Here is a 12,048-nt window from a genome sequence, read left to right on the forward strand (position 1 = left end):
GGCGATGCTTACTGTCCTCCGTCCGGAAGGAGGAAGCCCTTTTCCGCCGGCCAGGTCAGCCAGACGGAATTGCCCTTGCTCAAGGCAGCCGCCGCGACCTCGTTCGGTACTGAGACGGTGACCTTGGCGCCCTGGCGGGTGGTGAGGTCGAGCTTGGTCGCCGCACCCAGATAAGTCGAGGCGACCGCGGTCGCGGCAATGCCGTTCTGGTTGGCCGACGCTTCCGGCGCGATCGACATGTCCTCGGGGCGGATGGCGAGGATCGCGTCGCCTTTGATCGCTTCCGCCTTGCAGCGCATGTTGACCGCGCGGTCCTCGCACAGCCCGGTGGCGCCGTTGTCGGCGGGGCGCACGCCCTTCACCGGCAGCATGTTGATTTCGCCCAGGAACTCGGCGACAAAGCGGTTGGCGGGCCGGTCATAGACCTCGTCCGGCTTGCCGACCTGCAAGAGCTTGCCGTGATTGAAGATGGCGACGCGCGACGACAGCGCCAGCGCCTCGCTCTGGTCGTGAGTGACGAAGACGAACGTGGTGCCGGTCTCCTGGTGCAGGCGCTTCATCTCGGCCTGCATCTGGCCGCGCAGGCTCTTGTCCAGCGCCGAGAAGGGCTCGTCGAGCAACAGCACGCCGGGTTCGAACACCAAGGCGCGCGCCAGCGCCACGCGCTGCTGCTGGCCGCCGGAAAGCTGCGCCGGCAACTTCTTCTCGTGGCCCTTGAGGCCGACGCGTTCGATCATCTCGCCGACACGGCTTTTGATCTCTGCCGCGGATTTCTTGCGCACCTTGAGCGGGAAGGCGATGTTCTGCTCCACGCTCATATGCGGGAACAGCGCATAGCCCTGGAACACCATGCCGGCGGCGCGCTGCTCGGCCGGCCGGTCGGTGATGTCGACGCCGTCGCTGAAAAGCCTGCCTTCGCTCGGCTGCACGAAGCCGGCCAGGATCATCAGGAAGGTGGTCTTGCCGGAGCCGGACGGACCGAGCAGGGTCAGGAACTCGCCGCGGCCGATATCGAGCGTAAGATTGTCCAACGCCCGGAACGAGCCGAAGCTCTTGCCGATTCCGTTCGCCTTGATCTCCGCGGCCCGGCCGGGTTGCTGCATCCTGGCTCTTTCCTCAGTTCCCAATGAAATCGTAGGCATGGCTGCGGCTCACCGCAACCGAATAGTTTTCGCCTGATCGGCAAATTTGATTCACGGGTGGCGAAGGCGGCGGCGCTGGAGCTGCCAATCTCAATACTTCGCCAGACTGCTCTCCGACAGCTTCGCCCTCAGCCAGTCGCCGAAGGCATTGAGCACCGGGTGCCCGGCCTTGGCGTGCTCGAAAACCAGGAAATAGGATCGCGGCGAGGGCACCGACGCCTCGAAAGGCTTGACCAGCCGGCCTTCGCTCAGCGCCTGGCGGCCGGTCAGCTCGTCGCCGAGCGCAATCCCCTGGCCGGCAATCGCCGCCGAGAAGACGAGGTTCATGTCGGAAAAGAAGATGCCGCCCTCGGTATTGGGATTTTCCACCTTGGACAGCGCCAGCCAGCGCGCCCAGTCCTCGGTGTCGGAAAGATGCAGCAGGTTGGCGCGCAGCACGTCGGCGGGCTTTGAAAAGCCGCCGACCTTGTTGAGCAGTCTCGGACTGCAGAGCGGCGTGAAGGATACTTCGCAAAGCAGTTCCACGGCCCGGTTCGGCCAGTTGCCGACGCCGAAGGCGATGAAGGCGTCGGCATCCGGATTGCTGACATCGTCGAGCCGCCGCGGCGTCAGCACCGACAGCGTCACGTCCGGATACATTTGCTGGAACTCGCTGATATGCGTGCATAGGAACATCGAGGCGAAGCCCGGCGGGCAGGAGATGGCGAAGGAGCCGCCGACTCCGGCGCCGCTGTTCTGGGTCCTCGCATCACCGAGGACGGTCAACGCCTTTCGGACGTCGGCCGCGTAGCGCTGGCCGCGCGGCGTCAGCGCCACGCCCTTGCCGATGCGCTGCAAAAGATCGAAGCCGAGGTCGCGTTCGAGCAGCCTCAGCTGGTGCGAGACGGCGCTGCGGGTGAGATGAAGCTCGTCGGCGGCGCGCCACACGCTGCCGTGACGGGCGAAGCTGTCGAGGGCGCGCAGCGCCTGCGTGGAAGGTATTCGCAAGAGGCCTCAGGTGAACCGAATTTGCACGAGCCGGGAAAACATATCACTTTTTGATGAGCCGCTTCACTGCTTTCTTTGGGGCATGGACAAACCGGTGACGACCTCGGCGCAAGAAACCGCGCTCGCCTGCATCGACAGCATCCAGCCGCTGCTGTCGGCCTGGACGCGCACCATCTTCGATTTCGGCGAGACCGCCTGGCGCGAGTACCAGTCGGCGGCCTGGTATGTGGATCGGCTGAAGCGCGAAGGTTTTTCGGTCGAGGAAGGGTCCGGCGGCATGCCGACGGCCTTCTGCGCCCATTGGACGAATGGCGACGGACCCACGATCGGCATGTATGGCGAGTACGACGCCGTTCCCGGCAATTGCCAGGATGCTTCAACGGTCAAGCGGCCGCGCGAAGGTCTGGGCCTCGAGGCCGGCGGCCACACCGACCCGCATTCGGGGCTTGGCATCGGCAGCCTCGGCGGATTGCTCGCCGCCAAGGCGGCAATGCTCGAACACGGCATCAAGGGCACGCTGCGCTTCACCGGCGAGCCGGCGGAGAAGGTGAGGGGTTCGAAGCCGATCCATGCGGCAAAAGGCTATTATGACGGCCTCGCCGGCATGATCTCCTTCCATCCCTTCTATATGCTGCCGCTCTGCAACACCGCGCGCTGGGACACGCATTGCGGCGCAGCCTATTCGATGATCTACCGCTTCATCTGCGACGAGCCTGAAAACTGGGTCCGCGCCGGCGATAGTGCGCCGATCCCGCAGGCGCATTCGGCGATCAGGGCGCCCGGCGCCAACGACGCGCTGATGATGATGTACATGGCTTCCAAGGCGCTGCGCGATTCCATGCTGACCCATCAAGGCGGCTGGTCGATCAGCGAGGCGATCCTGACGGCAGGCCAGGCGACCGCCGACAACCTGCCGGCGCGCCTCGCCGAGCTCCAATACATGATCCGCGTGCCGACCATTGCCATGGCCGAGCAGGTGACAGCCGTGCTCGACCGCAATGCGGAAGCGGCGGCCAAGATGAGCGGCTGCCGCCACGAGCGCCATTGGGTCTCGAAGTCGCGGCCGGGGCTCGCCAATCACGCCATGGCTGAGATCACCTATCAAGCACTCTCCACCGTCGGCGCGCCGCGCTGGAGCGAGGAGGCGAAAGGCATCGCGCGCGAGGTCCAGGTCAATGCTGGCGGGGAGGCGACCGAGAACCCGTTCATCGACGAGCTGGAGCGGCTGATTTCGCCGCAGGAAGCCGAGGCTATCCTGCGCCGCGACCTACCGCCTTCGCAGGTGAATTCCACCTCCGACGACTACACCGACATGAGCTGGCATGCGCCGACGTCGCGCTTCTACATCGCCCGTCCGGCGCTGCGCGCGGCCGGCGGCCACACCTATCCGGCCTGGGTGATGAACGCGCTGGGCGGCATCCCCGCCACCATCGATCCGATGGTGACCTGCGCTGCCAAGACGGTCGCGCTGACCGCGCTGCGCCTACTGGAAGACAAGGCCGCGCGGGACGCCGCCATGGACGAGTTCGTCAAGCGAACCGGGGGCGGCGTTGGCGGCTCGAACTGGATCGCGCCGCTCTGCGATTACGAGCCGCCGATCAACTTCCGCTGGCCGGAATATGTCACCACGCCGCGCGGGCGCGACTGGTGGATCCCTTCCACTTCCACCGCATGACCGATCAACAGAATAGTCCAGAGGAGAACCCCATGACCGTCCATGACCGCATCGTCGCCGAGCCGTTCTCGCTGCAGCGCCGCAACCCCAACGGCGGAACCAAGCCGCTGACCGGCTGGGGCTTCGCAAACGAGACGGATGTGCTGACCGACGTGCTGCTCGGCTCGCCCAATTTCCTCCGGCATCTGTCGACCAGCTCGCTGTCGCGCAAGCATTTGCGCGAGGCGCCCTGCAACATCCAGATCGCGCAGGCACAGCACAAGGACCTCGTCGCCGCCTACGAACATTTCGGCGTCAACATCCATTGGCACGAGCCGACGCCGGAACTGCCCATGCAGGTCTATTCGCGCGACTCCAGCGTCATGACGCCCTATGGCGCCTTCATCACCGCCATGGCCAACTGGTGGCGGCGCGGCGAGAACTACGCCGCCATCCGCACTTATGAAAAGCTCGGCATCCCGATCTACGACATGGTGACCGCCGGCACCTTCGAAGGCGGCGATTTCAACGTCATTGAGGAAGGCGTCGTGCTGATCGGCTGCGGCGGCGCCCGTACGCAGGAGGAGGGCGCCCGCCAGGTGCAGGCCTGGTTCGACAAGGAAGGCTGGGAGACGCGGCTCGCCTTCATCGACGAATATTACGTCCATATCGACCTGATGGTGGTGCCGATCGCCGAAAAGCTCACCGCCGTCTGCCTCGCCTGCACCGAGCCCGGCATCGTCGACTGGCTGAAAGGCAAGGGCCATGAGATCATCGACGTGCCCTTCCAGGACACCATGGCGCTCGGCTGCAACTTCATGTCGCTCGGTAAGGACAGGGTGATCGCGCCGACTTCGAGCAAGACGCTGATCGGCCAGTTGAAGGCGCGCGGCTTCGAGGTCGCGGCGGTCGACATGAGCGAGATTTCCAAGACCGGCGGCGGCATCCACTGCATGGCGCAGGCGCTGAAGCGCGTACCGGCATAACGGGCTTCAAGGTCCAAACCACGAAGGGGAACGCTTATCCCCTTGGCCGCCGGGCCAAGGGGATATTTTTCTTTGTCGGTCCGGCATGTCAGGAGGCTTCGCCGTGGCCGTTCCGATCATTTCGGCGCTGCGCTAGGCTCCGGTCAGCCGAAACAGGATTGCCGCAACAATGATCGTTCAGGCCTGCATCAATGGCGCTCGTTCCGCCGATTTCCATCCGGCGCTGCCGCTCGACCCTGAGGCAATGGCGCGCGATGCGACGGCCTCGATCGCGGCGGGCGCGGCTGAGCTCCATGTTCATGCGCGCGGCGCCGACGGCCGCGAGAGCCTGGCGCCGGAAGCGATGGACAGGACGGTCGCGGCACTGCGCCGCGCCTGTCCGGGCACGCTGATTGGCGTCTCCACCGGCGCCTGGATCGAGAAGGACGATCTGCGCACGCTGGTCGCCATCTCCGGCTGGCGCGAGCTGCCGGACTATGCCTCGGTCAATCTGAGCGAGACGGCGGCGCCCGTCGTCATGGAGAGCCTGCGCCAGCGCGGCATCGGCATCGAGGCTGGTCTGGCGTCCATCGCCGACGCCGAGCGCTTGGTCGGGCTCGACCATGGCGGCCGGGTGCTGCGCGTGCTGATCGAGATTTCAGAGCAGACGCTGGACGAAGCCTTTGCGGTGGCCGACGGCATCGAGAAGGTCTTGCAGCGCGCCGGCATCCGCCGCTCGATCCTGCTGCATGGCGAGAACGCGACCGTATGGCCCTTTGTGGAGAGGGCGGCTGCGCGGAAGCTGTCGACGCGGGTCGGGCTAGAGGACGGCAAGGAGTTGCCGGACGGCAGCGTCGCGGGCGGCAATGCGGCGCTGGCTGCGGCGGCGGTGGAGATTTATCGCGGGGCGTTATGACAGCTAATCTCCCCCCTTGCGTGGGAGATCAGCGCTCGGGCCTCACTGCGTGTCCGCGTTGGCCCTCAGCTCGGCGCGTTTCTCGTCCGACACCACGGCAAGGTCCAACACTTTCTGCAGTCCCGCCGCGTGGCGGAAGTTGGGCTCGGTCTGCACGCCGCTCCTCACCGCTTCGGCGAAGCGCTGATAGTTGGTAGGCACGGTGCCGGCGTCGAGCTCTTCCCATTTGGCGTTTTCCACATTGTCGCCAACGCAAGCCTTGAGGAGCGAGCCGTCGAGATTGTGCACCACTTCGACGGCGCCCTTGTCGCCATAAATGCGTAGGCGCAGCTCGTTGATATGGCCGGTGGCCCAGCGGCTGGCATGGACCACGCCGAAGGCGCCGTTGGCGAAGTCGAGCGTCATGGCGAAACTGTCGTTGGCGTCGAACTGATACTCGCCGATGCGGTTGCCCGGCGCCTTGTCGAAGGCGCGCAGCCGGCAGAAGACATGGTCGATGCCGAGCGCGGCGCCATAGCTGGCGAAATCGAGGATGTGGATGCCGACATCGCCGAGCACCCCGTTGGAGCCATGGCCGCGCGACAGCCGCCACAGCCATTTCGGATCGGTGCGCCAGTCCCCCCAGAATTTCGACACCAGCCAGCTCTGCAGATAAGACGCCTCGACATGGCGCACCGTGCCGATCTCGCCGGCCTGCACCATCTGGCGCGCCTTCTGCAGCGCGGCCACGTTGCGATAGGTGAGGTTGACCATGTTGACGACACCGGCGGCTTCCGCGGCATCGGCCATCTCGCTGGCCTTGCCGAAATTTTCCGCCAGCGGCTTCTCGCACAGCACCGGCTTGCCGGCGGCGACCAGCGCCATGGTGGTCGGGTGATGGATGCGGTCGGGCGTGACATTGGCGACCGCGTCGAAATCGCCCCAGTCGAGCGCCGCCTCCAGCGAGGTGAAGCGCTTCGGGATCTTGTAGGCGTCGGCATATTCGCCGACGCGGGCCGCATCGACATCGACCGCGCCGACGATGTCGACGCCTTCGATGGCGCCGAAGCGGCGGGCATGTTCCTGCGCCATCCAGCCGGTGCCGAGTATCAAAAGCCGCATTTTCTGCTCCTTCGAGCGGTTTGGTTCGATTCAATAATGGAAGGCGAATGTGACCCAGGCACTGTTTCCGCGCAATCCCAAGCGAGGCGGAGAGGCGCCTTTTCTAGCGGAAGCCGGCCTCGCCATGCGCGTGCAGCTTGGGCCCGCGCTCCTCGATCGGCTCCAGCGCCTTCTCCACCGGCACGTTCGGCGCATCGAGAATGGCGGGCTTCGAGCCTTGCGGGTTGTGTGCCCATTTCACCGCGTTGCGCAGCACCTTCTGCACGGTGGCGTCGCGATAGGTCGGATAGGTCTCGTGTCCGGGGCGGAAGTAGAAAATATTGCCGGCGCCGCGGCGATAGGTGAGGCCCGATCGGAACACCTCGCCGCCCTGGAACCAGGAAATAAAGACGGTCTCCTGCGGCTCCGGCACGGCGAATTGCTCGCCATACATCTCCTCGTTCTCTAGCTCGAAATACTCGCCGACGCCTTCGGCGATCGGATGGCTGGGGCTCGTCACCCAAAGCCGCTCCCGCTCGCCGGCCTCGCGCCATTTCAGTGTGCAGGGCGTGCCCATCAGCCGCTTGAAGATTTTCGAGAAATGGCCGGAATGGAGGATGATCAGCCCCATACCCTCCCAGACGCGGCGGGTGACACGCTCGACCACCTCGTCGGCCACCGCGCCATGATCTTTGTGTCCCCACCACACGAGGACGTCGGTATCTGCAAGGCGGGATTCCGGCAGGCCGTGCTCCGGCTGCTCCAGCGTCGCGGTCGAGGCGGAGATCGCCTTGTCGGCATTCAGCGCTTTGGCGATGGTCGCGTGCATGCCTTCCGGATAGATGGAGGCCACCACCTCATTGGTCCGCTCATGGATGTTCTCGCCCCAGACGACAGCGCGAATTGTCATGGATTGCCTCGTGAGTGATTGGGAGCCGCCCCGCGCCATAGATAGCGCCTTCGCCCGGTATTGAAAGCGGTTTTCGAGCTTCGCGTCGATGCACATGCCGGCTTCGGCTTTCGCGCGCCGCACAATGGCACCGTCGTCTTCACGCGTCTCGTTTCCGGAGCGCTGGTAGCGGCGGCGGTCTGTTTGATCATCGACATGGACAGCCCTTCTCAGGCCCGATCCAGGTCTCGCCGGCGCCCCTGCAAAGGGCGCTGGCGCAACTGACGACGCAATGAGTTCACCGGCCGGATTGGCCGAGCAATTCAATCAGCAGCCTTGCCGCTACTTCGGCGCCGTCGCCACGAATCCTGCCAGCCGCGGCCCCTGCGCGAGCGCGGGTTGCAGGCGCCAGCGCCGTCTCCAACGCATCCGACAATGACTGTGCCGTCGGCAACGGACCGTCATGCGCGGCGCCGATGCCCAGTTCGGCCGCGCGCCGCGCCCAGTAAGGCTGGTCGCCGATCTGCGGCACGATCACCTGCGGCGCCCCGGCCCGCGCGGCGGCGACGGTGGTGCCCGCGCCGCCATGATGGATGACGGCGGCGACACGGCCGAACAACGCCTGCTGGTTGACCTCGCCGACGGCGAGGCAGTCGTCGCCATCGTCGACGGGGCCGAGCTCGGCCCAGCCCTGCGCGAGCACCGTGCGGAGGCCCTTGGCACGGATCGCCTCGATGGCCGCAGGCCCGGCTTCGCTCTCGACCGATATCGAGCCGAAGCCGACATAGACGGGCGCCGGGCCGGCACCGAGGAAGGCTTCCAGCGCGTCGGGGAGGGGCCGCTCATCCGGCAGGATGAAAGCGCCGGTCTGCACGGCATCGATCAGATCCGAGGGCAGCCATGGTCCCAATGTCGGATCGCAGGCGAGCAGAACGGGATTGCCGTAGACGTAATCCCGGACATTTTGCGCCGGGGGCAGTCCCAATGACGCTCGCTGCCCGTTGATCGCCTCGCCGAAGAGGGCGTTCTTGGTCCGGACGTCCATCTCCCACAAGAGCCGGTTGTCGGTCGCGCCGGGCGGCAGCGGATGGCTTGGATATTCATGCGGCCGGTTGTGTGGCGACGGCAGCCAGATGGGGCAGAACGTGCCGAGCATGTAACGCATGCTGCGTTGTTCCGCGACCAGCCGCGCGGCTGCGCAGGACGGGAAGAGGCCGAATGCCACCACGGCGTCGCAGCCTTCGGCGGCCGCGCTCAGCGCCTGATATTGCCTGGCGACGATCTCGGCCGCCTGGCCGGAAATGAGCCTGGCCCGGTCCTCGGGCGAGGCCGATCGGGACCGGTTGATCATTTCCTTCGCCCATTCGCGTACCGGCGCGAAGGCCGGTGCCAGCGGCACGCCGGCGCGCGCCAGAAGCGCGGCAAATTCCGCGTCGGCCGGCGCGCTCACCCTGGCCTCGACGCCATGCGCCTGCAAGGCCGCGCCTAGCGCCGCCAATGGCTCGACATCGCCGCGCGAGCCGTAAGTCGATAGCAAGATCCGCATTCCATGCTCCGTTGTGGTTTTTCGGAGCAGCGTTGATACGCCATGGCCGGGGGCTTGCCGCAAGCCCGGGCCGCGCCATATCTATATCCTGGGAAGGGTCGTTATCGCTTCCTCGGGTGAGACGCTCGCCATGGTTTAAACGGCGATGGCAAACGCCCGAGTGCCTCTTGGCACCCGGCCTTCCGATCAGCAAGTGGGGTCGATAAAAGCTGGCGACCCGTTCGCCGGCCAATGAAGATTTAACCCTGGCGGCCTTCCTGGGCGACCTGGGTGAGGGGCCTTGTGAGCCGCGGGACGACGACAAGGCGCTTGATCTTGCCCTTTTTGTAGGCGGCAAGGAAGCGGTGATAATCCTTGAAGACGACGCAGCCGTTGGACTCGGCGCGACCGCCGCGCAGCATATAGGTGTGCGCGAGCAGTCCGTTGCGACCGTATTTGTTCCGGCCGCTGGCCGGTGTCAGGCGGATAGCCTCGACGCCATGGAAGCGCGATTCACGTATCGACAGATTGTAGGTGTCGGGCGGCGTCGGACCGACATTCTTGCGGTCGACGAAACGCGGCTGGTCGACCATCGAACCCAGGCCTGAATGCGCTTCGAGCTTCGAGCCGTCGGGCATGTAGACGGTTCTCGCCGAGATATCGTAGACGGCGACACCATTGCCCGTGGAAGGACCGTTGAAAAGATTGCGGAAGGCGCTGCCGAGGCCGCCGCTCTCCGGTGTGTCGGGCTTGGCATAGGCGAGCATCTCGGATGCTTGCGCCTTGCGCTTGCCGGGCTTGGACTCGGCAACCATCGGCTTCGAGCCCGCCACGCCCGGCAGGGCCTGGTCGCCGCTTCTGGGCGAGACTGCCGTCGGCGTGCTTTGCGCAGTGTCGGCCGCGGCCGGCTGTGGCCTTGTCTTCACGGTCTGCGGCCTCGCGATCTCCGGCTTCTGCGGCTTGGCCGCGTTCTGTTCGGGCGCCTGGATGGCGCGCTCGAGCGTGGTGCGCGGGCGAAGGCCGGGCACGGCGATCGTGTCGGGCAAATCGTCTTGCGGCGGTAGTGAGGCGACCTGGTACGCGCCGTCCTGGCCATTGTCCGGCTTGTCGGCGACTTCAGGCGCATCGCTGTTTTGCAGCGCTACGGCGGTTGGAACGTCGGCCGTCTCCTCTGGCGATATGTTGGCGAGCGCGAGCGCCAGCTCGGAAGCGCCGGCGATTTCGGCAGGCTGCGAGCCAAAGCGGGCTTCGATCGGCGCCTCCGGCTGCGCGCCGCCGAAGCGGCTCGCCGAAGGCAGGCTGGCGAGCAGGAACGGCGCGTTCTCGGCGCGGGCAAAGGCATTGGCGAGCTTTTGCGGCGAAAGCGCCGCGCGCTTCACCACGCTATCGAAACGGTCGGCGGCTCCGGCGGCCGAAGCCACCACCACGACCTTTTCCTGCGCGACGCTGTCAGGCGCCGGCAGCTTGAGCCGCGCCATCTTGCCGCCGCCGCCTTCATTCTTCAGCTTTTCAAGAGCTTGGCCGTCATGCCTGAAGCTTGCCGCGAGGCTGAAGCAGCCGGCGTCGCAACCGCCGGTGAGCGAACCGGCCTTGTAGCCGCCAGTGTCCGTCAGATGCGATGCCCAGGCATTGGCGATCTGCCGGCGCTGATCGCCAAGCGCGATGTTGCGCGGCGAAAGCAGGCTCTGCGGCAATCCGTTGGAAGCGGCGGTCAGCGAGGTGCTTACCGAATAGAGGCCCGCCAAGGTGCCGGCAGACCACAGGGCAAGGGCGGCGCCGACAGCAGGCACCACGAGCCAACGATGACCAGACCTTTTCGAAGTTATCTCCCCATGAGGAGCGTCACCCCGGTTTCTCAAACGCAAAAACGCCATACGACCACTCTCAATCGGCATGCCGGTCTGCGGACCTGGCACCCGTCACGATCACAGTTCGCCGGTGCCCCCTGCACCTTCACGCGTCTGTTGCCGATTGATTCAAAAGATGGACAAAGATGGTTAACCAATCCCTCCACCAATCGCCGATTTGGCGACGGTCCATGCGAAAAAAGAGCCCTCCATGGTCTCCGCCACGGTAAAAATGCTCTCCCTCACCCGCCTTGCTGCCCGTTTTTCCGGCCTCTGTCAAGAAACCGTGAACAACGGAACCGCAGCAATCCTGGCCGCCTATCGAGCGATTTGGGTCAAAATGCGGCCCGCACGCCTGGCGCTGGAACAAGCCGGCCAAAGATGCGGTGGGCCAGCCGGTAAAGCAGAGGGAAGATATTTGGGGGCCGGAACACCCCAAAAAAGTTACCTCCGCCGGGGGCGGAGGCGACATGAAGAGAGGAACTAGAAGTTGCGGCGCCTTTCGACCGGCGGCCGCATCAGGTGCTAGCCGGCCACGCTGGCGCCTTCAACGCGTGTCGTCCGTTCCATCGGCGACACCGACATGATGCCGGTAAACCATTCCCCAGCCTTTCCAGCCGGTGAACAGAAGCATGAGAACAACGATCAGCGACAGCACCAGGCCGACCGGCACAACGGCCGCCTCCGCGTGAGCATATCGCGAATACCAATTGTAAAGTTCGATCAGGACGACAATCACATTGCCGCCGGCGTGAAGCCATGCGTCGCCGAGATTGCGGATCTGGGCGTCACCCAAAACGTCGGTTAGCCCGGCAAGGGCGGCCAGCGCGGCCATGATCAGGCCTGCGCCGAGAAGCCAGAGCGAAGCGGTGACCCAGCCTGGATTGCCGGTTCGCCAGAAGATGAGGTCGCAAACGAAGGTCGCGACGAAGAAGGCGATGGGGAACGGTATCAGCATTGCATGGATGGGATGGCCGGCAATGCTTGCGGTGCTGTGCGGATTGTGGGGGATCGTATGCTGGGCCATGGTGATGCCTCCCGCA

General features: G+C 65.4%; 10 protein-coding genes. 3 read left to right on the forward strand and 7 right to left on the reverse strand.

Annotated elements, in window-relative coordinates:
• Positions 1-8 precede the first annotated feature (8 nt).
• Together ACVMIM_RS16450 and ACVMIM_RS16455 are read right to left on the reverse strand one after the other, a co-directional pair.
• The gene (locus ACVMIM_RS16450) at positions 9-1,103 is read right to left on the reverse strand and encodes an ABC transporter ATP-binding protein (RefSeq protein WP_278050997.1); all 1,095 of its coding nucleotides are present in this window, start codon (positions 1,101-1,103) and stop codon (positions 9-11) included.
• A 129-nt stretch (positions 1,104-1,232) separates the two neighbouring features.
• Entirely contained in the window at positions 1,233-2,129 is an 897-nt protein-coding gene (locus ACVMIM_RS16455; protein WP_041001773.1) for a LysR substrate-binding domain-containing protein, read from the reverse strand.
• 82 nt (positions 2,130-2,211) lie between these two features.
• Between ACVMIM_RS16455 and ACVMIM_RS16460 the strand changes: the two genes are divergently transcribed.
• The 3 genes from ACVMIM_RS16460 to ACVMIM_RS16470 all read left to right on the forward strand — a co-directional run bounded on the left by ACVMIM_RS16460 (position 2,212) and on the right by ACVMIM_RS16470 (position 5,664).
• Positions 2,212-3,804 carry a zinc-binding metallopeptidase family protein gene (locus tag ACVMIM_RS16460; RefSeq protein ID WP_476113239.1) on the forward strand — a complete coding sequence of 531 codons (1,593 nt, stop codon included), beginning with the start codon at positions 2,212-2,214 and terminating at the stop codon, positions 3,802-3,804.
• A gap of 32 nt (positions 3,805-3,836) precedes the next feature.
• On the forward strand, positions 3,837-4,769 hold the full coding sequence (locus ACVMIM_RS16465; RefSeq protein WP_041001769.1) for a dimethylarginine dimethylaminohydrolase family protein: 933 nt from the start codon (positions 3,837-3,839) through the stop codon (positions 4,767-4,769).
• A gap of 169 nt (positions 4,770-4,938) precedes the next feature.
• Positions 4,939-5,664, forward strand: a complete 726-nt coding sequence (locus ACVMIM_RS16470; RefSeq protein ID WP_476113241.1) for a 3-keto-5-aminohexanoate cleavage protein — start codon at positions 4,939-4,941, stop codon at positions 5,662-5,664.
• Between the two features lie 42 nt (positions 5,665-5,706).
• Here ACVMIM_RS16470 and ACVMIM_RS16475 read toward each other — a convergent pair whose 3' ends face one another.
• The 5 genes from ACVMIM_RS16475 to ACVMIM_RS16495 all read right to left on the reverse strand — a co-directional run bounded on the left by ACVMIM_RS16475 (position 5,707) and on the right by ACVMIM_RS16495 (position 12,017).
• Positions 5,707-6,765, reverse strand: a complete 1,059-nt coding sequence (locus tag ACVMIM_RS16475) for a Gfo/Idh/MocA family protein (RefSeq protein WP_476113242.1) — start codon at positions 6,763-6,765, stop codon at positions 5,707-5,709.
• 103 nt (positions 6,766-6,868) lie between these two features.
• Positions 6,869-7,654 (reverse strand): ThuA domain-containing protein, encoded by a 786-nt coding sequence (locus tag ACVMIM_RS16480; protein WP_476113244.1) that lies wholly within the window; start codon positions 7,652-7,654, stop codon positions 6,869-6,871.
• 277 nt (positions 7,655-7,931) lie between these two features.
• A complete protein-coding gene (locus tag ACVMIM_RS16485) occupies positions 7,932-9,179 on the reverse strand; it encodes a glycosyltransferase (protein WP_476113245.1) in 1,248 nt (415 codons plus the stop codon).
• A 239-nt stretch (positions 9,180-9,418) separates the two neighbouring features.
• Positions 9,419-11,032 carry a DUF2778 domain-containing protein gene (locus ACVMIM_RS16490; protein WP_476113246.1) on the reverse strand — a complete coding sequence of 538 codons (1,614 nt, stop codon included), beginning with the start codon at positions 11,030-11,032 and terminating at the stop codon, positions 9,419-9,421.
• Positions 11,033-11,552: 520 nt separating this feature from the next.
• Positions 11,553-12,017, reverse strand: a complete 465-nt coding sequence (locus ACVMIM_RS16495) for a DUF2231 domain-containing protein (RefSeq protein WP_476117258.1) — start codon at positions 12,015-12,017, stop codon at positions 11,553-11,555.
• Between the last annotated feature and the right edge of the window lie 31 nt (positions 12,018-12,048).

This window comes from Mesorhizobium sp. USDA 4413, from assembly GCF_056280365.1.

Coding starts and splice junctions, on each gene's coding strand:
- ACVMIM_RS16460 (WP_476113239.1), top strand. CDS start 2,212: ATGGACAAACCGGTGACGACCTCGGCGCAAGAAACCGCGCTCGCCTGC.
- ACVMIM_RS16465 (WP_041001769.1), top strand. CDS start 3,837: ATGACCGTCCATGACCGCATCGTCGCCGAGCCGTTCTCGCTGCAGCGC.
- ACVMIM_RS16475 (WP_476113242.1), bottom strand. CDS start 6,765: ATGCGGCTTTTGATACTCGGCACCGGCTGGATGGCGCAGGAACATGCC.
- ACVMIM_RS16450 (WP_278050997.1), bottom strand. CDS start 1,103: ATGCAGCAACCCGGCCGGGCCGCGGAGATCAAGGCGAACGGAATCGGC.
- ACVMIM_RS16480 (WP_476113244.1), bottom strand. CDS start 7,654: ATGACAATTCGCGCTGTCGTCTGGGGCGAGAACATCCATGAGCGGACC.
- ACVMIM_RS16490 (WP_476113246.1), bottom strand. CDS start 11,032: ATGGCGTTTTTGCGTTTGAGAAACCGGGGTGACGCTCCTCATGGGGAG.
- ACVMIM_RS16470 (WP_476113241.1), top strand. CDS start 4,939: ATGATCGTTCAGGCCTGCATCAATGGCGCTCGTTCCGCCGATTTCCAT.
- ACVMIM_RS16485 (WP_476113245.1), bottom strand. CDS start 9,179: ATGCGGATCTTGCTATCGACTTACGGCTCGCGCGGCGATGTCGAGCCA.